Origin of the sequence: Nonomuraea sp. NPDC003709 (assembly GCF_040610775.1) — a bacterium.
Lineage (GTDB): Bacteria > Actinomycetota > Actinomycetes > Streptosporangiales > Streptosporangiaceae > Nonomuraea > Nonomuraea angiospora_A.
In genome coordinates, this window is record NZ_JBEXMW010000002.1 from 569691 (window position 1) to 593131 (window position 23441).

Here is a 23441-nt window from a genome sequence, read left to right on the forward strand (position 1 = left end):
CTCTCCCTCTCCATGGTCATCCGACGTCGTCCCCTGTGATGGGGTGCTCATGGGCCTCCTCGTCGGCGTCGGTGACGGGCAGCGTGGCGCGTACCTCGAAGCCTCCACCCGCCACCGGGCCGACGTCGAGCGTGCCGCCGAGCAGCGTCGCCCGTTCGCGCATGCCCACCACCCCCTGACCGGCGCCGGGCCCCGCGCCGGGCGCGGCACTCGGGCCGTTGGCGACGCGCAGCCGCAGCTCACCCCGCCGGTGGGCGACGTCCAGCGCCACCGTCGAGCCGGGCGCGTGCCGCATCGCGTTGCTGAGCGACTCCTGCACGATCCGGTACGCCGACAGCCCCACGGCCGGAGGCAGCCGGTCGAGCGGGCCGGCGCGCTTGACGAGCACGGCCAGCCCGGCGGCGCGGGCGTTGGAGACCAGCTCGTCGAGCCGGTCGAGCCCGGGTTGAGGGGCGGTGTCGACGCGCCCGTCCTGATCGCGCAGCACGCCGAGAACCTGGCGCAGCTCGGCGATCGCCTCCAGCGACAGCCCCCGGATCTCCGCCAGCCCCGCCTCCAACTGGGCGGGATCGCCCCTGGCCTTGAGCGGCACCGCCTCCGCCTGGATCGCGATCACCGACATGTGGTGCGCGACCACGTCGTGCAGCTCCCTGGCGATGCGGGCCCGCTCCGCCAGCACCGCCTGCGCGCTCTCGGCCTGCCGGGTGCGCCGCTCCTCCGTCTTCAGCTTCGACGTGGCGGAACGGCGGACCCGCACGTTGTAGCCGAACAGCACCGCCACCGACACGACGACCATGGCGACCGGCATCGAGTTGGGGTCGATGATCCAGGTGGCCAGGAACGTGACGACCCAGACGGCCACCGTGATCCGCCGGTCGCAGCGCACGGCCACGGAGTAGAGGACCAGCAGATAGGAGACGATCAGCCACGTCGTGTACGGCATCTCGCCGTGAGGGAATCCGATTGTCCTGGTCACCCCGACGGCCACGGGCATCAGCGCGAACGACACCCGCCAGGCCGCCAGCGGCCACCGGTCGCGCAGGGCGATGGGCAGCGCGACCGCCACGGCGGTGAGGTAGACGAAGCCCTCCCAGATCGGCCCTTGTCGGTATGAGCCGATCTGTGGTGGGCCGAGGTTCCACGACCACACTGTGCTCAGCGTCTGCCTGTAGAGCAGCAGCGCCAGTATCAGCTCCGCCACCTGGACGAGGCTGATCACGGTGAACGGGACGAGCAGCCTGAGCCGCTGCGGCACCCCGAACGCCAGCCGCCGCACCTTCGGCGGCGGATCGGCGTCGCCCTGGAAGAAGGCGAGCCCGACCGCCCCCGAAACGGCCCACACGGCCCGTCCCGCCGACGTCCCGAGCCGCCCGAGGAACCCCCGTTCCGCCGACGCCCCTTGCCGCTCGAGGAACCCCCGTTCCGTCCACGTCCCGAGCCGCCCGAGCAACCCCCGTTCCGCCGACGTCCCGAGCCGCCCGAGGAATCCCCGCTCCGCCCACGCCCTGAGCAGCCCGAAGAGCCCTCGTTCGCCGCCGCTTCGTTCGCCGTCCGTGCTGGACGGTGACCGGCCGATGCCGTCCGTGCTCGACGGTGACCGGCCGATGCCGTCCGTGCTGGACGGTGACCGGCCGATCCGCTCGCCCGAACGCTCCACGCCGCCACGCCGCCGGGCTGCCGCGTCATCGTCGTGCGGCTTGGCCGCCGCCTCGTCGCCACCCCCGCCTGGCACGCCGGCCCGATCCTCGCCGCTCCCGCCTGGCGCGCCGGCCCGATCCTCGGCGGCCGCGCCACGACGACGGCGGCGGCTGAGGAAGCGGCGGCGGGGGACGGAGATCACCTGGTCAAGGGTACGGGCGCGCGCCCCGCCAGGCGTCACACCAGGGTTTGATCCCGCACGTCCCCCTCAGGTATCGCTTACACAATTACGATCGCCGTGAGCGAACATCGGCAAGAGAGGGAACAACAGAGGGCTCCAATGAATTGAGTCGGTATAACTCAACCCTTGGGAGTTCGCATGAGTGAGAGCCTGATCCTTCCGGTCCTGCCACTGGACGACGAGGTCGTCCTGCCGGGCATGGTGGTTCCGCTGGACCTGTCCGACTCCGAGGTGCGGGCTGCCATCGACGCGGCCCGCGCATCCGGTGGCAACAAGCCGCGGGTCCTCCTCGTTCCCCGGATCGACGGCCGTTACGGCGCCATCGGCGTGCAGGCCGTTGTGGAGCAGGTCGGGAGGCTGCCCGGCGGCGAGCCCGCCGCCGTGGTCCGGGGCGTCAACCGCGTCCGCGTGGGCACCGGCACGACGGGCCCGGGTGCCGCGCTGTGGGTCGAGGCCGACACGATCGACACCGTCGCCGCCGGTGAGCGCGCTCAGGAGCTGGCCAAGGAGTACAAGGCGCTGGCCACCACGATCCTCCAGAAGCGCGGCGCCTGGCAGGTGGTCGACCAGGTCAACCAGATCGACGATCCCTCGGTGCTGGCCGACAGCTCCGGCTACACCCCCTGGCTGACCACGGCGCAGAAGGTCGAGCTGCTCGAAGCCGCCGACCCCGCCGAACGGCTGGCCAGGCTGATCGAGTGGTCCCGCGAGCACCTCGCCGAGCTCGACGTCGCCGAGACGATCCGCAAGGACGTCCAGGAGGGCATGGAGAAGCAGCAGCGTGAGTTCCTGCTGCGCCAGCAGCTCGCCGCCGTGCGCAAGGAGCTCAAGGAGCTCAACGGCGACACCGAGACCGAGGAAGAGGACTACCGGGCCCGCGTCGAGGCCGCCGACCTGCCGGAGAAGGTGCGCGAGGCCGCGCTCAAGGAGGTCGACAAGCTGGAGCGGACCTCCGACCAGTCCCCTGAGACCGGTTGGATCCGCACCTGGCTGGACACGGTGCTCGACATCCCCTGGAACGACCGTACCGAGGACAACTACGACATCGCCGGCGCGCGGGCCGTGCTCGACACCGACCACACGGGCCTGTCCGACGTGAAGGACCGCATCATCGAGCACCTGGCCGTGCGCAAGCGCCGCCAGGACAAGGGCGTCGGCGTGGTGGGCGGCCGCCGCAGCGGCGCCGTGCTCGCCCTCGCCGGCCCTCCCGGAGTCGGCAAGACGTCTCTGGGCGAGTCCGTGGCCCGCGCGATGGGCCGCAAGTTCGTACGTGTCGCGCTCGGCGGCGTGCGCGACGAGGCCGAGATCCGCGGCCACCGGCGCACCTACGTCGGCGCGCTGCCCGGCCGCATCGTCCGCGCCATCCGCGAGGCCGGCTCGATGAACCCGGTCGTCCTGCTCGACGAGGTCGACAAGGTCGGCTCCGACTACCGCGGCGACCCGACGGCGGCCCTGCTGGAGGTGCTCGACCCGGCCCAGAACCACACGTTCCGCGACCACTACCTCGAGGTCGAGCTGGACCTGTCCGACGTGCTGTTCCTGGCTACGGCCAACGTGCTCGAGGCCATCCCCGGGCCGCTGCTCGACCGGATGGAGATCGTCACGCTCGACGGCTACACCGAGGACGAGAAGGTCGCGATCGCCCGCGACCACCTGCTGCCCAGGCAGCTGGAGCTGGCCGGGCTGAGCGCCGAGGAGGTCAAGGTCGAGGACGACGCGCTGCGCAAGCTGGCCGCCGAGTACACCCGCGAGGCGGGCGTCCGGTCGCTGGAGCGCTCGGTCGCCAGGATCCTGCGCAAGGTGGCGGCCAAGGACGAGCTGCCCGTCACGGTCGGCGAGGGCGACCTCGTGGGCTACCTCGGGCGGCCGCGGTTCGTGCCGGAGTCGTCGCTGCCCGAGTCCACCCAGCGCACCTCGGTGCCGGGCGTGGCCACGGGCCTGGCGGTCACCGGAGCGGGCGGCGACGTCCTGTACGTCGAGGCGTCCATGGCCGACCCGGAGACCGGCGAGACCGGCCTCACGCTGACCGGCCAGCTCGGCGACGTGATGAAGGAGTCGGCCAGGATCGCGCTGTCCTACCTCCGCTCGCACGGGGCGGAGCTGGAGCTGCCGGTCACCGCGCTGAAGGACCGCTCGGTCCACGTCCACTTCCCTGCGGGCGCCGTGCCCAAGGACGGCCCCTCGGCCGGTGTGACGCTGACGACCGCGCTGGCCTCCCTCCTGTCGGGCCGTCTCGTACGCAGTGACGTGGCCATGACCGGCGAGATCTCCCTGACCGGACGGGTCCTGCCGATCGGCGGCGTCAAGCAGAAGCTCCTGGCCGCGCACCGGGCGGGCATCACGACCGTCCTCATCCCGGCCCGCAACGAGCCGGACCTGGACGACGTGCCCGAGGAGGTTCGCAACGAGCTGACCATCCACGCGGTGAGCGACGTGCGCGAGGTTCTCGACCTCGCGCTGACCCCGGCGCAGGTGGCCGCCACGGCAGCCGCCTAATCGGGGCATAAATGGGCGAATCATTCAGTCGTTTGACTGGATGATTCGCCCATGCTGTTATGTGGGCATGTTGTACGAGACCCCGGCGCTGGAGCCCGCGGACAAAGCAGTCCTCGAGGAGATCGAGGAGATGCGGCGCGACCTGAAGTACCGGCTCGCCGAGACTCACCGGTGGGACGGGCAATTGCGCAGGCAGTTGCAGGCGCGGGCGATCCAGGGCTCCAACTCGATCGAGGGCTACCAGGCCAGCGTCGAGGACATCCAGTCGATCATGGCGGGGGAGGAGCCGCTGGAGACGTCGACGTCGGTGGCTCAGGAGATCGCGGGCTACCAGCAGGCCCTGACGTACATCCAGGTGCTGTCGCGGGCGCCGGTGTTCCGCTACGACGCCGGGATGCTCAACGCGCTCAACTTCATGGTCATCGGTCACCATCGCAACAAAGGGCCGGGCGTCATCCGGCCGGGAGCCATCTTCATCCGTGACTCCGACACGGGGGAGGTCGTCTACGAGGGCCCTGACGTCGAGCTGGTCCCCGGCGCGATGAACGAGCTGGTCGCCTGGCTGAACGAGGGCGACCTCGACGTCCCCGGCTATGTCCGGGCCGCCATGGCCCACTTCAACCTCGTCAAGATCCACCCGTGGCGTGACGGCAACGGCCGGATGTCGCGGGCGCTGCAGACGCTCGTCCTCGGCCGGGAGCAGATCCTGCTGCCCGAGTTCTGCTCCATCGAGGAGTGGCTCGGCCAGCAGCGCGTCACCCTCGACTACTACGACGTGCTGGGCGAGGTCGGAGGGCGGCGATGGGGCCCTCACGGGGAAACGCTGCGGTGGGTGCGGTTCTGCTTGAAGGCGCATCACCTGCAGGCCCAGCGGGTCCGCCAGCGCCTGGCCGAAGCCGGAGAGATCTGGATGCTCCTGGAGGAGCAGGTCGACGCCGACGGGCTCAACAGCCGTACCGTCTCCGCGCTCTACGAGGTCTTCGTGAACAGGCGGCTGCGCAGGAGCCGCTACCAGTCCGACGAGGGCCTCAGCCAGGGGCAGGCCGCGCGTGACCTGCGCGACCTGGCCGCCAAGGGCTGGCTCCGGCCGTACGGCGAGACCAAGGGCCGCTTCTACGCGCCGGGGCCCCGCATGGAGCGGATCAAGGCCGACTTCGCCGAACGCGTCACCCCGCTGCGCGACCCCTACCGCTAGCGGAGCTGTTCGAGCAGGTCGGCGGCCACCGCCAGGATGCGGCACTCGGCGGGGGTGAGCTTGCCGGCCATGGCCTCGGCCAGCCACAGATCCGTGGTGCCGACCTGCTGGGTGAGCGCCGCCGTGCCGTCCTCCGTGAGGACGATGTGGTGCCTGCGGCGGTCGGCCTCGCCGCGCGAGCGGCGGATCAGGCCCTGCTCCTCCAGCGAGGCGAGCACGCGGGTCACGGACTGGGGCTGGAGGTGCTCGGCGGCGGCAAGCTCTCCCGCCGTCATCGCGCCGCGCCGGTGCAGGTGGCCGAGCAGGGAGAGGGCCAGGCGGCCGAGGCCGTGCGCGGGGCGCTCGTCGCGCAGCCGCCGCGCCAGGCCGATCGTCGCCCGGCGGAGTGCCACGGCTGTGGCCCGCAGTTCCTCATCGTCCATGATTATTACGATAGCACTTACTAATTCGACAGCATCTAGCGAAGAAAGCGCGCTGACTTACTACGTGATGCGTAGGAAATTGGGGTAGGCTCCCGCGTCGGGAGGTGCCGACGTGCGGATCGAGCTGCGACTCATGGTCGCCGCCGGGCTGGGGCTCGGCGGGCCGGTCGCGTGGGGAGTCGCCTCGGGGTGGCCCGCGCCCGGCGCCCTGGCCGCCATCGGAGCCCTCGCCGTGAGCGGCCTCTTCAGCAACGAGGCCCGGCCGGGCCTGGTCCATGGCGCCGCCGCGGTGGCGGGCACGGCTGTGGCCGGGTTCGCCGGGGTCGTGGTCGCGGGGCGCGGGTGGCTCACCGCCGTCGCCGTCGTGCTGATCGCGGGCCTGCTCGCGGTGGCCGGCGGCATCAGCCGCCCCATGGCCGAGCACAGCACCCGCTTCATCGTCTTCATGGTCATCAGCACCGGCGTGGCCAAGGGCGTCGAGCCGGTCGCCGCCGCCGTGCTGTTCGCCGGAGGGGCGGCCTGGGGCCTGCTGGTCACCGCGCTCTGCCTGCACGCCCGGAAGGGGCCCGCCGAGCCGGGGGAGCCCCGGCCGGCTCCTCCTCCGGCGAGAGCGCTGCTGCGGCGCTGGTGGCGGACGCTGGGGAGCGCCCCCGGGTGGCAATACACCATCCGCCTGACCACCTGCCTCGCCGCCGCCGAGGCCGTCGGGCTCCTGTGGCCGCAGCCGGCCGCGTCGTGGATCGCCGTCACCGTGGTGATCGTCGTCCGGCGCCGCCTGGACGGCGCGGCCAGGCGGTCGGTCGAGCGGGCCGCCGGCACCGCCGCCGGAGTCGTCGCCGGATCCGCCGTGCTGCTGTGGGTGCCGCCGTCGTGGCTGTTCGTGCTGCTCGTCGCCGCGCTGGCCGCGGTCAGGCCGATGCTCAAGGAGCGCAACTACACCCTGTACGCGACCGTCATGACCCCGCTCGTCCTGCTGCTCATGGAGAGCGGCGCACGTGTGCCACCCGCCACGATCGGGTACCGGCTGGCGGACACGGTCATCGGCTGCGTACTGGCCCTGGGGCTCGGGTATCTGCCCTGGGCGGTACGCCGGGAAAGGAGCGTTCGTGCCGTCGTGGGCTGAACATGCGATCTGGTGGCACGTCTACCCGCTCGGCTTCACCGGAGCCCCCGCCACGGCAGAGCCTGCCGAGGGCATGCGGCACCGGCTGCGGCATCTCGAGTCATGGCTGGACTACGCGGTCGAGCTGGGCTGTTCGGGCCTGCAGCTCGGCCCGATCTTCGCCGCCGAGTCCCACGGGTACGACACCGTCGACCACCTCAGGATCGACCCGCGCCTCGGCGACGATCGGGACTTCGACTCCCTCGTCGCCAAGGCGCGCGACCGCGGGCTGCGGGTCGTCCTCGACGGCGTGTTCAACCACGTGGGCCGCTCCTTCGCGGCCGGCGAACGATGGTTCAGGCGCGCCCCCGGCGGCTACGAGGTCTTCGAGGGCCACCACGGGCTCGTCACGCTCGACCACGCCCAACCCGCCGTGCAGACGTACGTGGCCGGCGTGCTCGACCACTGGCTCCGCCGCGGCGCCTCGGGGTGGCGGCTCGACGCCGCGTACGCCGTGCCGGCGTGGTTCTGGCGGAAGGTCCTGCCGGAGGTACGCCAACGGCACCCCGAGGCGTGGTTCGGCGGCGAGGTGATCCACGGCGATTACGCCGGTTACGTCAGCGAGTCGGGGCTCGACTCGGTCACCCAGTACGAGCTGTGGAAGGCCATCTGGAGCTCGCTCAACGACCGCAACCTCTTCGAGCTCGCCTGGGCCCTCGACCGCCACGACAAGCTGCTCGACACGTTCGTGCCGCTCACGTTCGTCGGGAACCACGACGTCACCAGGCTCGCCACCCGGCTCGACGACCCCCGCCACCTGGGCCACGCGCTGGCCGTGCTGTTCACCGTCGCGGGCCTGCCCAGCGTCTATTACGGGGACGAGCAGGCGTTCCAGGGGCTGAAGGAGGAACGGGCGGGCGGCGACGACGCGATCAGACCGGCGTTCCCCGCGGAGCCGGGCGGCCTGCCGCCGTACGGGACCGAGGTCTACCGGCTTCACCAGCGGCTCATCGGCTTCCGCAGGCGCCACCCGTGGCTGCACCGAGCCCGGACCACCGCCGAACAGCTCACCAACACCACCGTCGCGCTCCGCAGCCGCGGGGGACCCGGCGAGGAGGTCGTGACGCTGCTGAACCTCGGCGACCAGCCGCACCGCTTCCTCATCGGCGACGCGCGGGCCGCCTTCCAGGACGATCGGGGGGATCCGGCCGTGGTCCCAGGCCACGGCTGGCGCGTCGTGACCCAGATCACCAAAGAAGTAGGGAATAAGGGGAGTCAAGGGATCCGTTGAATCGGGCGTGAACGAGGCATACGCGTACGACACGAGCGCCCACCGGGACGGCTCGTGTTGTCGTATGGGGCGAATGCCGAGCTGAAGCAGAGATCCGCCCGTTCCTCCTCGAAGGTCACCATGATCGCACCTTGTTTCGTGCTGCGCAGGCTGAGCCACCTGCCCTTCCACCCCGGCACCCGCTGACGCCTGCCCCTTTTCCTTCCTTCATGTGATGTACGTTTCCGCGGCCCGCAGACGGGCCGCTCTCAGTCGTGGGGATATTCCGTGATCCAGGCTTCAGGCCTGCGCAAGCAGTACGGGGACACCGTGGCGCTGGACGGCGTCGATCTGCACGTGCGCGAAGGCGAGATCTACGGCGTGCTCGGCCAGAGCGGCGCCGGCAAGAGCACCCTCCTGCGCTGCGTCAACCTGCTCGAACGCCCCACCGCGGGCACCGTCACCGTCGCGGGGCAGGACCTGACCGCGCTGCGCAGCGCGGAGCTCAACCGCGCCCGCCAGCGCATCGGCATGATCCACCAGCACTTCGCGCTGCTGAACTCGCGCACGGTCGCGGGCAACGTCGCCTTCCCCCTGGAGATCATGGGCGTGCCCCGGGCCGAGCGCGACCGCCGCGTGGCCGAGCTGCTGGAGCTGGTCGGGCTCGCGGGCCGCGGCAAGGACCGCCCGAACCAGCTCTCCGGCGGCCAGAAGCAGCGGGTCGGCATCGCCAGGGCGCTCGCGGGCAACCCGTCCGTGCTGCTGTCGGACGAGGCCACCTCGGCGCTCGACCCGGCCACCACCCAGTCGATCCTCGCCCTGCTCAAACGGCTCAACGCCGAGCTGGGCCTGACGATCCTGCTCATCACCCACGAGATGAACGTCGTCAAGAGCGTCTGCGACTCGGTCGCCATCATGGCGAACGGGCGCATCGAGGAGTCGGGCGCCATCGCCGACCTCATCCGCACCCCCGGATCCCGCTTGACCAGGGAGATCTTCCCGCTGCCCGAGCCCGCCCCGGCCGGTTCGGTGACGCTGACGTTCACCGGCGACCCGCGGCAGCCGGTGGTGTCGGAGGTGGTCAGGAAGTTCTCCGTGGACCTGAGCATCCTGGGCGGCTCGATCGAGGACCTCGCCGGCGGCTCGGTGGGCCGGCTCCGGGTCGCGCTCGACGGCGCCGAAACCGCCGCCGCGCTGGCGTACCTGCGTGACGCGGGCCTGATCGTGGAGGAAAGCGCATGAACTGGGACGAGATCCTGCCGCTGCTCGGTCCGGCGACGCTGGAGACGGCGCAGATGGTCGGCTGGTCGACGCTGTTCACGGCGCTGCTCGGGCTGCCGCTCGGCGTGGCGCTGGTGGTGTTCGACCGGAAGGGGCTGCGGCCGGCGCCGGCGCTCAAGTCGGCCCTCGGGTTCGTGGTCAACATCGGGCGGTCCCTGCCGTTCATCGTGCTGATGATCGCGATCATCCCGTTCACCCGGCTCGTCGTCGGCACGACCATCGGGACGGCCGCGTTCGTGGTGCCGCTCACGGTCGGCGCGGTGCCGTTCTTCGCCCGCCTCGTCGAGACGGCGCTCAGGGAGGTCGGCCCGGACGTGGTGCAGGCCGCGCAGGCCATGGGCGCGAGCCGGGCCACCATCGTGCGCAAGGTCCTGCTGCCCGAGGCGCTGCCCGGGCTGGTCGCGGGCCTGACCGTGACCGTCGTCGCGCTCATCGGCTACAGCGCCATGGCCGGCACGCTCGGCGGCGGCGGGCTGGGAGACCTGGCGGTCCGGTACGGCTACCAGCGGTTCGAGACGCTGCTGATGATCGTGACGGTCGTCCTGCTCCTCATCATCGTGCAACTTCTGCAAAGCCTGGGCGACTGGGTCTCTCGGCGCCTATCTCACAAATAAGGAAAAATCATGAAATTTCGTTATATAGCGGGTGCTGTTGCGCTGGCCTTGTCGCTCGCCGCATGCGGATCGTCGCAGCCCGCGACGACGGCCACTGGGTCGGCCGCCGAGTCGGCCGACACCGTGCTGAAGGTGGGCGCCAGCCCGGTGCCGCACGCGGAGATCCTCAACTTCGTCAAGCAGAACCTGGCCCCGGCCGCCGGGCTCAAGCTCGAGGTCGTGGAGTTCACCGACTACGTGCAGCCGAACGTGCAGCTCGAGGAGGGCCAGCTGAGCGCGAACTTCTTCCAGCACAAGCCGTACCTGGACGACTTCAACGCCTCCAAGGGCACCAAGCTGACCTTTGTCACGCCGGTGCACCTGGAGCCGCTGGGCCTCTACTCCAAGAAGATCACCTCCGTGTCCGCGCTGGCCGCCGGCGCGACCGTGGCCGTCCCGAACGACGCCACCAACCTGGGCCGCGCGCTCAAGCTGCTCGCCGACAACGGCCTGGTCAAGCTCAAGGACGGCGCCGGCACCGCCGCCACCGAGCGCGACGTGGTGGACAACCCGAAGAAGCTGCAGTTCAAGCCGCTCGAGGCCGCTCAGCTCCCGCGCTCGCTCGAGGACGTGGACGCCGCCGTCATCAACGGCAACTACGCCATCGAGGCGGGGCTCAAGCCGGCTTCGCAGGCGCTGGTGCTGGAGAAGACCGAGGGCAACCCGTACGTGAACGGCCTCGTCGTCAAGGCCGGCCACGAGAAGGACGCCAACATCGTCACGCTCGGGAAGCTGCTGCAGGACCAGAAGGTCAAGGACTTTATCAAGCAGAAGTACGAGGGCTCCGTCATCCCCGCCGAGTGACCCCACGCGCGCGAAGCCGCGTCGCCCGTCTCACCGACACGCAAAGGGGATGGGCGGGCGCGCGGCCTGGCGTGGGCGCGGGGCACCGAATAGTGTTCGGTCATGTATCCGGGAGCCATCGCAGCAGTCACCCCAGACAAGCCCGCTGTGATCATGGCGGGCTCCGGACGGATCATCACCTACCGCGAGCTGGACGAGGAGTCGAACCGGCTGGCCCACCTGCTCCGCGCCGCCGGGCTGCGGCCCGGTGACCACATCGCGTTCATGCTCGCCAACCACCCCCTCTTCCTGGCCGTCGCCTGGGCGGCACAGCGCTCGGGGCTGTACTACACGCCGATCAGCTCCCGCCTGCAGACCGACGAGCTGGCCTACATCATCGGCAACTGCGGCGCCCGGGCGTTCATCTCCAGCGCCGACCTGGCCGCCGTCGCCACCTCGGTCACCGACGCCACGCCCGGGGTCGAGCTGCGGCTCATGCTGGACGGCACGGCCGAGGGCTTCGCGTCGTACGAGGAGGCGGTCGCCAAGCAGCCGGCCACCCCGATCGACGACGAGTGCATGGGCGTGGACATGCTCTACTCCTCGGGCACCACGGGACGGCCGAAGGGTGTCAAGATCCCCTCGGCGCACGGCCCGCTCACCGAGCCCGGCATGCTGCTCCAGCTCGTCCAGGCGCTGTTCGCGCCGTCGGCGGACAGCGTCTACCTCTCGCCGGCCCCGCTCTACCACGCCGCCCCGCTGCGCTACAGCCTGACGTTCCAGCGGCTCGGGGCCACGGTGGTGGTGATGGAGCGCTTCGACCCCGAGCAGTTCCTGGCGCTGGTGGAGCGGTACGGGGTGACGCACGCGCAGCTCGTGCCCACGATGTTCATCAAGATGCTCAAACTGCCCGAGGAAACCCGGGCAAAGTACGATATTTCCTCGCTCGCTTACGCGATCCACGCCGCCGCCCCCTGCCCCGTCCCCGTAAAGGAGCAGATGATCGACTGGTGGGGCCCGATCATCCACGAGTACTACGCGGGCACCGAGGGCAACGGCTTCCTCTACGTCAACTCCCAGGACTGGCTCCTGCACAAGGGCACGGTCGGCCGTTCCCTGCTCGGCATCGTGCACATCTGCGACGAGGACGGCAACGACCTGCCCCCGGGCGAGCACGGCACGATCTACTTCGAGAAGGGCGGCCGGTTCGAGTACCACGACGACCCGGGCAAGACCCGCTCCGCGGAAGATCCCCAGGGCAGGGGCTGGACCACGCTCGGCGACATCGGCCGCCTGGACGCCGACGGCTTCCTCTACCTCACCGACCGCCGCTCGTACATGATCATCTCCGGCGGCGTGAACATCTACCCGCAGGAGGCCGAGAACGTCCTGTCGGTGCATCCGAAGGTGGCCGACGTGGCGGTGTTCGGGGTGCCGGACGAGGAGATGGGCGAGCAGGTCAAGGCCGTGGTCGAGCCGGTCTCCATGGCCGAGGCCGGCCCGGGGCTGGAGGCGGAGCTGATCGCGTACTGCCGCGAGCGCCTGGCCCACTACAAGTGCCCGAAGTCGGTGGATTTCCGCGAGCAGTTGCCCCGCCACCCGACGGGCAAGCTCTACAAGCGCCTGCTCAGGGACGAGTACTGGCCGGCTTCCGGGTAAATTTTCCGCATTTTCTCCGGACCGTCGCCGGTGGTTCCACCTTGGCGGATAAGGCGCCCGTTCAGACTTCTCATAAAGCTCTGATCAGCGGCTTAACGTGCGCTTACGCGTCTCTTGGCACCCTGGAGTCATCGGTACTCGAGGGAGATGACAGATGAACGCGAACGAGCCTCACGAGCAGGGGACCGGTGGGTGGAGCCAGTTCGGCAGCAACCCGCCGGCCGCCGGGGGCTTTCCCCGGCGGGACACGCAGATCATGGACCAGCCGGCCCCGCCTTCCTCGCCACCGAAGAAGCTCGGCTTCGCCGCGGGTCGCAAGACCGTCGCCGGGCTCGCCCTGGCGGCCACGGCCATCGGCGGCGGCGTCGTGGGGGCCGTCGTCGCCAACGCGTTCCAGCCGACGCAGCTGGCCAGCAGCGCGACGCCGAGTCCCGTCTTCAAGTCGGCCTCCAACCAGCTCACCATCGCGCAGGTGGCCGCCAAGGTGCAGCCGACCGTCGTGATGATCCAGGGTCAGACCGGTGAGGGCTCCGGGGTCGTGCTGTCGGAGGACGGGCTCATCCTCACCAACAACCACGTGGTCGTGGGCGCCGGCGAGGGCGGCGGGCAGATGACCGTCAAGTTCAACGACGGCAAGACCGCCAAGGCCAGCGTCGTCGGCACCGACCCGGCCACCGACCTGGCCGTCATCAGGGCGGAAGGCGTGTCGGGGCTGAGCAAGGCCACGCTCGGCGACAGCGACATCGTCAAGGTCGGCGACCCCGTACTGGCCATCGGAAGCCCGCTCGGCCTCGACGGATCCGTCACCGCGGGCATCGTCAGCGCGCTCGACCGCACGCTCACCGTCGGCGGCGAGCAGCGGCAGCAGATCCCGCCCGGCTGGGGCTGGGGCCAGCAGCAGGACCAGGGGAGCGGGACCACCACGATCGCCGGCGCCATCCAGACCGACGCCTCGATCAACCCCGGCAACTCCGGCGGCGCGCTGGTGAACGCCGCGGGCGAGCTGATCGGCATCAACACCGCGATCGCCTCGGACGCCGCGGGCGGCGGCGTCGGCTTCGCCATCCCGGTCAACACCGCCAAGCAGGTCTCCGAGCAGCTCATCGGCAGCGGCAAGGTCAGCCACGCGTTCCTCGGCGTGAGCGTCACCGACGCGACCGGCGACGTGCCGGGAGCCCTCGTCAGGCAGGTCACCGACGGGAGCCCGGCGGCCAAGGCGGGACTGCGGCAGGGCGATCTGATCACCAAGATCGGTGACAAGGCGGTTGATGGGGGAGATACTGTAGTTGGGCAGGTCAGAGGTTTTAAACCCGGCCAACAGGTCAAGATCACATACATGAGGGACGGCAAGACGGCCGACGTCACCGTGACCCTCGAAGAGAAGAAGTAACAAGGACCCCCTCCCGGACGGGTGTGCCGTTGAGATCGCTGCGGACTCGGCGGCACACCCCCCCATTTCAGGAGAAGCGTCTGCCCTCGTCGCGGCGGTAGGCCCAGCCCGCGGCGAGGGCGAGGACGACCGTCCAGACGGCCAGCATGACGACGGCGACCACGTTCGGGGCGCGGTCCGCGGTCACCGCCCAGAGCAGCTCCGCCGCACCCCGGGTCGGCACGTACGGGGAGACGGCCTCGATGAAGCCGGGCAGGACCTGGGGCGGCAGCAGCAGCCCGCCCAGCACCGCCAGCGGGAAGAACAGGATCTGCGACACGGCGATCGCCGCCTTCGAGCTCAGCCGGAAGCCGATGAACAGGGCCAGCAGCATGAACGGGATCCCGCTGACGACCAGCACGGCCAGCCCGAGCAGCAGTTTCACCGGCGTGATGGTGGCCTCCGTGAGGAACGCCGCCACCAGCAGCACGGGGATCACCGAGATCAGCATGACGGCCACCGTCGTCAGGATCCGCGCGGCGAAGCGGGGGAACGGGCCCGCCGGGAGCGTGCGCAGGTACGGGTTCCAGGGCTGCTCGCGGTCCTGGGCGACGGTGATGCTGAGCCCGATCAACGCCCCCGACATGGCCCCGAAGAACATCAGCGACGCCGTCGCCATCGTGGCCTGCTGCGGATCCTGCCCCGCGAACGGCACCACGAACGCCAGCATCGACACGGCCGGGAAGAACGCGCTGGCCAGGAGGCTGATGGGCACCCGCAACTGCTCCAGCATGAGGTAGCGGGTGTGCGCGAGGACCAGGCTAGGCATGGGCCGTCTCCTTCGAGGTGATGGTGAGGAAGGCCTCTTCCAGGGTGGTCGGCCTGATCTCGAGGCCGGAGAACGGGGTGCCGCTGCGCACCAGCTCGACGACCAGCCGGTCGGGGTCGGTGGTCACCAGGTGGATCCGGCCGTCCTCGTGTTCGGTGCCGATCACGCCGGGCAGCTCGGGCAGGTTCTCGGCGACGAGCGAGACGCGCCGCACGCCCACCATGTCGCGCACGGCTCGCACCGTGTCGTCGGCCAGCACGCGGCCGTGGCCCACCACCACGACCCGCTCGGCCAGGGCCTCGATCTCCTCCAGGTAGTGGCTGGTCAGCAGGACCGTGCCGCCGCCCTCGTGGAAGGATCTGACGCCCTCCCACAGCGAGCGCCTGGCCTCGACGTCCAGGCCGGTCGTGGGCTCGTCCAGGAAGACCAGCTGCGGGTCACCCGCGAAGGCCAGCGCCACGGCCAGCCGCCGCTTCTGGCCGCCGGACAGGCCGCCGACCTGCCGTTTGACCAGGTCGTCGAGGCCGAAGCGGGCCAGCAGCTCCCCTTTATCCGCCTTTTTCGTGAAATGTGAGGAGACGAAGTCGACGATCTCGCCGACGCGTAACGACTCGGGCAGCCCGGTCTCCTGCGGGGTCACGCCGATCCCGCGCCGCATGGCCGGGTCCTGCGGGGAGCCGCCGAGCAGCTCGACCGTGCCGGACGTGGGGCGGCGCAGCCCCACGAACAGGTTGATCAGCGTGGACTTGCCCGCGCCGTTCGGGCCGAGCAGCCCGACGAGCTCGCCCGCCCGGATGTCGAGCGAGACGCCGTCGAGCGCGAGCACGTCGCCGTAGCGACGGGTGACCTCGATCGCCCTGGCGAGCATGGTCATGAGATTCCTCCAGCATTGTCGAGCAAGGCGCGGATCGCCTTGGTGTAGTCCTCGAAGGCAAGCCGTCCGCGCTTGGTGAGTGCCACGAACGTGACGGGGGTGCGCCCCTTGTGCGTCTTGACGATCTGGACGTATCCGGCGTCCTCCAGCTTGGTGAGGTGCACCGACAGGTTTCCCGCCGTCATGCCGAGCAGGTCCTTCAGCGAGGGGAAGGCCATCTCGTTCCCCTCGCCGAGCACGTTGAGCGCGGCGACGACCCGGAGCCTGGCCTGCGCGTGGATCACCGGGTCGAGCTCCGGCGGTGCGTTGTCCGTGCTCACCGGCAGCGCCTGAGCCACAGGCCCGCGACGATGAAGCCACCTCCCAGCAGCACCGCCGTCAGCAGCGCGTGCCAGCCGGCGCCGAGGAGCACGCCCACGGCGTCGACGCCCGCCACCCACGCCCCGATGAAGAACATCGGCCAGTTGAGCCAGATCGCGCCCCCGGCCATGTGCATGACCGCGACGACCATGAGCGACCCGCCTCCCCAGACGAGGCCGCTCTCGTCGGGTGGCAGCAGAGGGCTCACCCTGGTGGCGATGACGACCACGAGCATCATCCCGGCGAACCACGCGTAGCCATACATCGTGCCCCTGGCCGTGTGGTCGCCGCGGACGCCCTTGCTCATCCGCACGATCCCGAACGCGGCCACCGCCCCGGCCACGATCTGCGCGCCCATCAGCACCGCCAGCGCCTGCATCTGGGAGATCGGCGCGTACGGGCGGCCGTCGAGGCCGTAGTGCAGGAAGAACGCGGTGAACCCGAGCAGCCAGGCGACGCCCCAGGGGGCGTAGAGCAGGAGCGGGTCGCCGTGCAGCCACCTCCTGGTGGCGGCCCGCTGCTCCTCGATGAGGCGCAGCATCTCCTCAGGGCTGGTCACCTGGTCGTCGTCGCTCGTCATCGCAAACCCCTCGGTCCCTCAAACTGGTTTGTATTTTAAACCAGCTTGCCGCGCCAACTCAATCCCTCGTTCGTCAGGGGGTTCAGCGCCTGGTCAGGACCTCGGACTCCCACAGATCGCGGTAGTAGCCGGGCACCGAGACGAGCTCGTCATGCCGTCCGCGCTGGACGACCCGGCCCTCTTCGAGCACCACGACCTCGTCCACGCTCTCCAGCCCCTTGAGCCGGTGCGTCACGAGGAGTGTGGTGCGGTCGCGGGTGACGTCGAGCAGGTCGCCCATCAGCCGGTCGGCGGTCTCCTCGTCGAGCGCCTCGGCGGGCTCGTCGAGCAGCAGCACCGGCGGGTCGTACAGCAGGGCCCTGGCCAGGGCCAGGCGCTGCAGCTGGCCGCCGGACACGGTCCTGCCGTCCTCGCCCAGCTCGGCGTCCCACCCGGTCCGCTCGACCCAGCCGTCGAGCCTGGCGTCGCGTACGGCCCGCTCCAGCTCCTCCTCGCCGGCCTCCGGGCCCGCGAGGCGCAGGTTGTCCTTCAGGCTGGCGCGGAAGATGTACGGGTCCTGGGTGAGGCCGGTCATGAGCGCCCGCACGTCGTCGCCGCCGAGGTCGCGGACGTCCACGCCGTTGACGCGGATGCTGCCCGACTCCGGCTCGACCAGGCGCATCAGGGCGGCCAGCAGCGTGCTCTTGCCCGCTCCGCTGGGGCCCACGATCGCCACCCGCCTGCCGGGCGTGAGCGTCAGCGACACGCCGTCCAGAGCGGCCCGCGCGGACCCGTGGCGGACCACCAGGTCGTCGATCTCGACGGTCAGCGGGGTCTCGGGCCGGGGCGCGGGCCGGGCGGGCTCCGCGACGGCCGGGGTGGCGGCGCGGACCTCGCGCAGGCGGCGCAGCGCCGCCGTGATCCCGGCCAGGCGCTCGCCCGCCGCCGCCAGCGGCAGCACCGGCTCGAACGCCACCAGGGAGGTCAGCGCGAGCACGGCCGTCGCGACCGAGCCGGCGCCCGCGCCCTGTGCGAGCAGGACGACGGCCGCCACCGTCAGGCCCTGCACGAGAGTGCCCCCGGCCAGGGCGGCGGCGTGGACGCGGGCCTGGCGGCGTTCGAGCGCGGCCAGGGACTCGTCGGCGGCCAGCGCCTTGGCCAGCGCCTCCTCGTCGGCGCCGTAGGCGGCCAGGTCGGCGGAGCCGTGCACCAGGTCGGCCACCCGGCCCGCCAGCGCCGCCCTGGCCGGGGCGATCCTGGCCGACCAGCGCCGGGCCGCGGCGGCCGTACCGGCGGGCAGCGCCACCCCGGCCAGCACGAGCCCGGCCACCAGCACGAGCGCCGTCACCGGCAGGATGGCCAGCCCGATGACGACGGCCGCCAGCCCCGCCAGCGCCGCCGCCGCGGCGGGGAGCAGGCAGCGCACGAGCAGGTCCTGTACGGCCTCGGTGTCGTCGACCATGCGGCTGAGCAGGTCCGCGCCGCCGTGCCGGGGCTGCTGGGGCGGGATGAGGGCCCGGTAGAGCTGCTCGCGGGTGCCCGCCTGGGCGCGGAGCGCGACGTCGTGGCCGGTGAGGCGTTCGGCGTAGCGGAAGACGCCCTTGCTCGTGGCGAACGCCCTGGTCGCCACGATGGCCACGCTCAGGGCGGCCAGGCCTGGCTGCTGCGCGGCCCTGGTGATCAGCCAGGCGGCGGCGGCGATGAGCCCGAGCCCCGCCAGGTCCGCCGCCGCGCCCGCCAGCACGGCCCAGAGGAGCCGCGTGCCCATGCGCCGGTTCACCGGCCGCTCCCTTCGCCCCGCCGCGCCGCCGGCTCGGCTTTTCGGTGCACGCGGGTGGTGTCGGAGACGACGCGGCCCTCGTGCACCCGGATGACGCGGTCGGCCAGGTCGATCATGGCCGGGCGGTGCGCGACGATGACGGCCGTACGGCCCTGGGCCAGGTCCGAGGTGGCCGCCACCACGGCGGCCTCGCTGCGCCCGTCCAGGCGGGCCGTGGGCTCGTCGAGCAGCAGCACCGAGGCCGCGGGCCGGCAGAAGGCCCGCGCCAGCGCGATCCGCTGCCGCTGACCGGCGGACAGGTTGGCGCCGCGCTCGCCCACCACCGTGTCGAACCCCTGCGGCAACGCGTCCACGAAGTCGGCGTGTGCGGCGGCCGCGGCGCTGCGGACCTCCTCCAGGGAGGCCGCGGGAGCCCCGAGCCGGATGTTGCCGGCCACGGAGGTGGCGAACAGGTGGGGCCGCTGCGCCACGAACGCCAGCCGCGCCCGCCAGCTCCCCAGGTCGAGCTCGCGAAGATCGGTGCCGTCGACGAGCACCCGGCCCTCCGACGGCCGGACGAACCCGAGGACGAGATGGAGCAGGGTGCTCTTGCCGCCACCGCTCTCGCCGACCAGCGCCACACGTTCCCCCGGGCCGATCGTGAGCGAGACGTCCTCCAGGGCCGCGACGTCGCGGCCGGGGTAGCGCACGGTCACGTTCTCCAGGCGGATCTCCGGTGCCCCCTGCCCGGCCGGATGAACCCGCCCGTATGCGGGCTCGGGCTCGTCCGCGCCGTCCAGCACGGCGAAGGCCGCGTCGGCCGCCGCCACCCCCTCCATCGAGGCGTGGAAGCGCGTCCCCATCGCCCGCAGCGGCAGGTACGCCTCCGGCGCCAGCAGCAGCACCAGCAGCGCCGTCGTCAGATCCAGCGACCCCCCGAGCAGCCGCAGCCCGATCGGCACCGCCACCAGCGCCAGCGACAGCGACGCGCACAGCTCCAGCACCAGCGACGACAGGAACGCCACCCGCAACGTCCGCATCGTCGCGTTCCGGTGCGCGTCCGCGACCTGCTGGATGACGCCCGCCTGGTAGCGGGCCCGGCCGAAGGCCCGCAGGGTGGGCAGCCCGCGCACCACGTCGAGGAAGTGGCCGCCGAGCCGCGACAGGGCCAGGAACTGGCGCTCGGTGACGGCCTTGGTGGTCATGCCGACCAGGGCGCCGAAGACGGGGATCAGGGGCAGCGTGATCAGGACGATGAGCGCGCTCGCCAGGTCGGCGGCGAACAGCCGTACCAGCACCGCGAGCGGCACCACCCCGGCCACCGCGATCGACGGCAGGTAGCCGGTCAGGTACGCGTCGAGCCCGTCCAGGCCGCGCCCCGTGAGCGTGACCAGCTCGCCCGAGCGGTGCTGCGTGAGCCGCCCGGGGCCCAGGTCGCGCAGCCGGGCCAGCAGCCGGTGGCGCAGCGCCGACTTCACGCCGGTGGCGGTGCGCCCGGCGAAGACGCCCTGCGTCCAGGCCAGCAGCGCCCGCACGCCCACCACCGCCGCCAGCCCCGCCAGGGCGACGGCGGTGAACCTGCCGGACAGCACCCCGGCCAGCAACTCGGCCTGCACCAGCACGAGCAGCCCGGCCAGCACCGCCGCGACCATGGTCACGGCCAGGTGGCGGCGGACCGACCGCTCGGCCCGCATGAGCCGTAGGAGATCCTTGTGCACGAGCCCTCAGAAGCCCTCAGAAGAACGACGGAAGCGGGACGGCGTCCTTCCCTGGGCGGAAAGTGCGCCACACCCATACTTGCGCGCCCAGGACGATGGGTGCGAACGGCAGCACCATGACACTGAGCACATTCAACGTGGCCGCCGGCGCGCTGTTCGCCAGCAGGTACGGCATCGCGCCCACGAGCACGCCCACCGCCGGGACCGCCGCCACGACTCCCGACACCACCAGGGCCCGCCCCGACCTGGACGCCCCGAAGACCCCGGGCGCCCGCCACGCCAGGAACGTCCACCCGTGGAAGGCGAACAGCAGCGTCACGACCGCCCCCAGCATCACCCCCACCGGGTGCACCACCGGGCCCGCGAACCCCGTGGCCGCCGCGTGGATCGTCATGCCCCACCCGAACGACAGTCCCAGAGACCCGAACGCGATCATCGCGTCCCAGAACCCCCGCCACCTGAACCCGTCCAGCCTGCGCCGGAACCACAGCCCCGCGTCCCGCAGGATCCAGCTCAGCAGCATGGCCACCACCAGCGGGTACAGCTTGAACAGCACCTCGCCCTCGAGCAGCGGATAGACGCCGAACAGCGTCCCGGCGACCGCCACCAGCCACACCTCGTTGGCCAGCACGTACGGCGCCATCGCGGCCACCATGCGGTCGCGGCCCTCGCGGGTCCTGCCCAGCAGCGGCAGCAACAGCCCCACCCCCAGGTCGAACCCCTCAAGGGCGAAATATCCGGCCAGCAGCACGGCGAAGAGAACGAACCAGATCACTTCCATGTCGGCACCTCACTCAGTAACTCAGCGCGGGGGAGCGGGTCTCACCGGCGGGGACGGCGCCCAGGGCCACGTCGCGCGGCCCGCGCCGGACGATCCTGGCGATGAGCACGTAGTCGACGACCGCCAGCAGCCCCAGCACGCCCGCGAACCCGACGAGCGAGGCCGTGACCATGCCCGAGGTCAGCCCGGGGGACATGGCGTCGGCCACGGTGAGCTTCTCCCAGATCATCCACGGCTGCCGGCCGACCTCCCGCGCCAGCCAGCCCATGATCGCCAGCACGAACGGCAGCGGCGTCATCAGCATGAGCAGCGGATGCGTCCACCGCCAGCGCGGCAACACGGCGATCATCGGCAGCATCACGAACAGCACGACCAGCGCGAGCAGCTGCCCGAACTCGATCATCATCCCGAGTGCGACCGCCGCGCCCACGTTGTCGCTGAACTTCCCGTCCTGGATCCCGGCGAACTGCGCGTACCCGAACCCGATCGTGACGAAGATCCCGATCGCCGCCGCGACCACGCCGGTCCGCAGCGACCTGGTGAAGAACTCCACGTGCTCGGTACGGCGGCGCAGCTGGTACGCGCTCGCCCCCACCAGCACCATGGCCCCCGTGAACAGCCCCGCCCCGATGACGTGCGGGAAGGAGAAGATCAGGCTCTTGTTCGTGAGCAGGGCGCCGAAGTCGACCAGCTCCAGGCGGTCGCCGCGGGCGACGGAGCCGACCGGGTTCTGCAGGAACGAGTTGGCGAGCATGATGGAGAAGGCGCTCGCGTACGCGGTCAGCGTCACGAGCCAGATGCAGGCCAGATGCGCCCATTTCGGCAGCCGCCCCCACCCGAAGATCCACAGGCCCAGGAACGTGGACTCCAGGAAGAAGGCCACCAGGGTCTCCATGGCCAGCGGCGCGCCGAACACGTCACCGGCGTAGTGGGACAGGCCGCTCCAGGAGAGGCCGAACTGGAACTCCATCACCAGCCCGGTCACGATGCCCAGCGCGTAGTTGACGACGTAGATCTGGCCCCAGAAGCGGGTCATGGCCTCGTGGAGCGGTTTGCCCGAGATCGCCCAGCGCGTGTTCATGATCGCCACCAGTGGCGCCAGGCCCAGGGTGAGCACGACGAACAGGAAGTGGAGGCTTCCCGTCACGGCGAACTGTGTCCGGGCCAGTTCGAGTACATCCATCGCGAACTCCGTTGTTGTGTCTGTCTACATATAGAGAGCCTACATGTAGACTGCCTACATGAGCGCACACGTCCGCACTTCGGCCGATGCCCCTCGGAGGGAGGGGTGGCGCGCCATGCCGGCTTCGGCCGGGGTCCTTCGGCGGGAGGGGGCACGGCGGGCGGAGCATGCCGGGTCGCCCGTGCGGTGTCTAGGATCGGAATCATGAATCCGGACGCGCTGCGCGGGCACATGGACGCGCTCCTGCTCTCCGTGCTGGAGCGGGAGCCGCTGCACGGCTACGCCATCATCGAGGCGCTGCTGGAGCGCAGCGGCGGCGCGCTGAACGTGCCGACGGGCACCGTCTACCCGGCCCTGCGCCGGCTGGAGCGCATCGGCTACCTGTCCAGCGAGTGGGCCACGGTGGGCGGGCGCAAGCGCCGTACCTACCGGCTGACGGATTCGGGCAGGAAGCAGCTCGAAGGGGAGCGCTCGGCGTGGCAGGAGTTCGCCAGCGTGATCGGCGGCGTGCTCCGCGCGGACGCCGTGGAGGCCGGGGAGGTCAGCGGCGCGCGAAGGGCGGCCGGCTGATGCGCAGGCAGCGCGTCGCGCCGTAGATCTGCAGGCCCCAGCAGGCGGACGTCACCGCGTTGGCCAGCATGGAGGGCAGGACGTCCAGATGGCTCGCCCCGTTCGAGCCCAGGGTCAGCAGCATGCCCAGCGCCACCGTGACGGGCAGCATGCCCCAGACGAGCACGCCCAGCGACCTGGTCACCAGCCGCGGCCGGCGGATCCACCGGGCGCCCCGGCTCAGCGCGAACAGCGCGAGCCCGCCGTAGAGCCCGACGCAGAGCTGCAGGACGTCGAGCAGGCGCGAGACGGGCCGGTACCAGGCGGGCGCGAGGCGCCAGGCCTGGTCGTCGCCGGGATAGATGCGCCAGATCACCGACCACATCAGCGCGGTGATCGGCACGCTGATGAACAGCAGGAAGCCCAGCCGGCGCCCCGCCACGGCGGTCAGCTCGGACTGGTAGCCGGGGGCGACCTCCGCGACCTCCCCGAACTCCGCCACCGCGACCCGCTCCGCCTCCGCCCGTGCGAGCCCCTCGGCCTCCAGCGCGTCGGCGGTGTCGGTCAGGCTGTCGCGCGCCTCGACGACCAGATCGCGCTTCGCCCCCTGCGGGCCGGCCAGGGCGCTGTCGAGCTCCGCCACGTAGTCGTCGATACGCATGGACCCCAGTCTACGGAGGACGATCTCGGTCTCCCATCGGGGAATTCCCCGATATTTCC

At 71.3% G+C, this 23441-nt stretch carries 21 protein-coding genes; 10 read left to right on the forward strand and 11 right to left on the reverse strand.

The genetic code is table 11. From position 1 onward, the window contains the following. Positions 1-16: 16 nt before the first annotated feature. A complete protein-coding gene (locus ABZX61_RS07130) occupies positions 17-1840 on the reverse strand; it encodes a histidine kinase (protein ID WP_355192214.1) in 1824 nt (607 codons plus the stop codon). Between the two features lie 177 nt (positions 1841-2017). Between ABZX61_RS07130 and lon the strand changes: the two genes are divergently transcribed. Next, positions 2018-4375, forward strand: coding sequence for an endopeptidase La (gene lon, locus ABZX61_RS07135; protein WP_355192216.1), 2358 nt, complete (start codon positions 2018-2020; stop codon positions 4373-4375). Between the two features lie 67 nt (positions 4376-4442). Beyond that, positions 4443-5570 (forward strand): Fic family protein, encoded by a 1128-nt coding sequence (locus tag ABZX61_RS07140; protein ID WP_355192219.1) that lies wholly within the window; start codon positions 4443-4445, stop codon positions 5568-5570. On the opposite strand, the gene ABZX61_RS07145 is transcribed toward ABZX61_RS07140, so the two are convergent. Beyond that, positions 5567-5992, reverse strand: coding sequence for a MarR family transcriptional regulator (locus ABZX61_RS07145; RefSeq protein WP_355192221.1), 426 nt, complete (start codon positions 5990-5992; stop codon positions 5567-5569). The two genes, ABZX61_RS07140 and ABZX61_RS07145, sit on opposite strands and share 4 nt — an antisense overlap. A gap of 112 nt (positions 5993-6104) precedes the next feature. On the opposite strand from ABZX61_RS07145, the gene ABZX61_RS07150 reads away from it, so the two are divergent. From ABZX61_RS07150 to ABZX61_RS07180, 7 genes are all read left to right on the forward strand, one after another. Further along, entirely contained in the window at positions 6105-7115 is a 1011-nt protein-coding gene (locus ABZX61_RS07150) for an FUSC family protein (RefSeq protein WP_355192223.1), read from the forward strand. Then, the gene (locus ABZX61_RS07155; protein WP_355192225.1) at positions 7099-8385 is read left to right on the forward strand and encodes an alpha-amylase family glycosyl hydrolase; all 1287 of its coding nucleotides are present in this window, start codon (positions 7099-7101) and stop codon (positions 8383-8385) included. The genes ABZX61_RS07150 and ABZX61_RS07155 overlap by 17 nt, the downstream gene beginning before the upstream one ends. Before the next feature lie 267 nt (positions 8386-8652). After that, positions 8653-9606, forward strand: coding sequence for an ATP-binding cassette domain-containing protein (locus tag ABZX61_RS07160; RefSeq protein WP_355192227.1), 954 nt, complete (start codon positions 8653-8655; stop codon positions 9604-9606). Further along, positions 9603-10259, forward strand: a complete 657-nt coding sequence (locus ABZX61_RS07165) for a methionine ABC transporter permease (RefSeq protein ID WP_355192229.1) — start codon at positions 9603-9605, stop codon at positions 10257-10259. The genes ABZX61_RS07160 and ABZX61_RS07165 overlap by 4 nt, the downstream gene beginning before the upstream one ends. Positions 10260-10268: 9 nt before the next feature. Further along, positions 10269-11102: a MetQ/NlpA family ABC transporter substrate-binding protein gene (locus ABZX61_RS07170; RefSeq protein WP_355192231.1), complete on the forward strand. Its 834-nt coding sequence runs from the start codon at positions 10269-10271 to the stop codon at positions 11100-11102. 102 nt (positions 11103-11204) lie between these two features. Continuing rightward, complete coding sequence (locus ABZX61_RS07175; RefSeq protein ID WP_355192233.1) at positions 11205-12740, forward strand: AMP-binding protein; 1536 nt, start codon at positions 11205-11207, stop codon at positions 12738-12740. A gap of 154 nt (positions 12741-12894) precedes the next feature. Beyond that, positions 12895-14130 (forward strand): trypsin-like peptidase domain-containing protein, encoded by a 1236-nt coding sequence (locus tag ABZX61_RS07180; RefSeq protein WP_355192235.1) that lies wholly within the window; start codon positions 12895-12897, stop codon positions 14128-14130. A gap of 67 nt (positions 14131-14197) precedes the next feature. Here ABZX61_RS07180 and ABZX61_RS07185 read toward each other — a convergent pair whose 3' ends face one another. The 8 genes from ABZX61_RS07185 to ABZX61_RS07220 form a co-directional block, all read right to left on the reverse strand. Beyond that, positions 14198-14938 carry an ABC transporter permease gene (locus tag ABZX61_RS07185; RefSeq protein WP_355192237.1) on the reverse strand — a complete coding sequence of 247 codons (741 nt, stop codon included), beginning with the start codon at positions 14936-14938 and terminating at the stop codon, positions 14198-14200. Beyond that, positions 14931-15812, reverse strand: a complete 882-nt coding sequence (locus ABZX61_RS07190; RefSeq protein WP_350726772.1) for an ABC transporter ATP-binding protein — start codon at positions 15810-15812, stop codon at positions 14931-14933. The genes ABZX61_RS07185 and ABZX61_RS07190 overlap by 8 nt, the downstream gene beginning before the upstream one ends. Next, positions 15809-16132, reverse strand: a complete 324-nt coding sequence (locus tag ABZX61_RS07195; protein WP_350726774.1) for a transcriptional regulator — start codon at positions 16130-16132, stop codon at positions 15809-15811. Before ABZX61_RS07195 ends, ABZX61_RS07190 begins: the two co-directional genes overlap by 4 nt. Further along, positions 16129-16752 carry a hypothetical protein gene (locus tag ABZX61_RS07200; protein ID WP_355192239.1) on the reverse strand — a complete coding sequence of 208 codons (624 nt, stop codon included), beginning with the start codon at positions 16750-16752 and terminating at the stop codon, positions 16129-16131. Before ABZX61_RS07200 ends, ABZX61_RS07195 begins: the two co-directional genes overlap by 4 nt. 82 nt (positions 16753-16834) lie before the next feature. Beyond that, the gene (gene cydC / locus ABZX61_RS07205; protein ID WP_355192241.1) at positions 16835-18511 is read right to left on the reverse strand and encodes a thiol reductant ABC exporter subunit CydC; all 1677 of its coding nucleotides are present in this window, start codon (positions 18509-18511) and stop codon (positions 16835-16837) included. Further along, on the reverse strand, positions 18508-20208 hold the full coding sequence (gene cydD, locus ABZX61_RS07210; RefSeq protein ID WP_355192243.1) for a thiol reductant ABC exporter subunit CydD: 1701 nt from the start codon (positions 20206-20208) through the stop codon (positions 18508-18510). Before cydD ends, cydC begins: the two co-directional genes overlap by 4 nt. Before the next feature lie 16 nt (positions 20209-20224). Continuing rightward, the gene (locus tag ABZX61_RS07215; protein WP_350726782.1) at positions 20225-20989 is read right to left on the reverse strand and encodes a cytochrome d ubiquinol oxidase subunit II; all 765 of its coding nucleotides are present in this window, start codon (positions 20987-20989) and stop codon (positions 20225-20227) included. 13 nt (positions 20990-21002) lie between these two features. Beyond that, complete coding sequence (locus ABZX61_RS07220) at positions 21003-22172, reverse strand: cytochrome ubiquinol oxidase subunit I (RefSeq protein WP_355192245.1); 1170 nt, start codon at positions 22170-22172, stop codon at positions 21003-21005. A gap of 204 nt (positions 22173-22376) precedes the next feature. Between ABZX61_RS07220 and ABZX61_RS07225 the strand changes: the two genes are divergently transcribed. Then, positions 22377-22742 (forward strand): helix-turn-helix transcriptional regulator, encoded by a 366-nt coding sequence (locus ABZX61_RS07225; protein ID WP_350726786.1) that lies wholly within the window; start codon positions 22377-22379, stop codon positions 22740-22742. Here ABZX61_RS07225 and ABZX61_RS07230 read toward each other — a convergent pair. After that, positions 22714-23382 carry a permease prefix domain 1-containing protein gene (locus tag ABZX61_RS07230; RefSeq protein ID WP_350726788.1) on the reverse strand — a complete coding sequence of 223 codons (669 nt, stop codon included), beginning with the start codon at positions 23380-23382 and terminating at the stop codon, positions 22714-22716. The two genes, ABZX61_RS07225 and ABZX61_RS07230, sit on opposite strands and share 29 nt — an antisense overlap. Positions 23383-23441 lie beyond the last annotated feature (59 nt).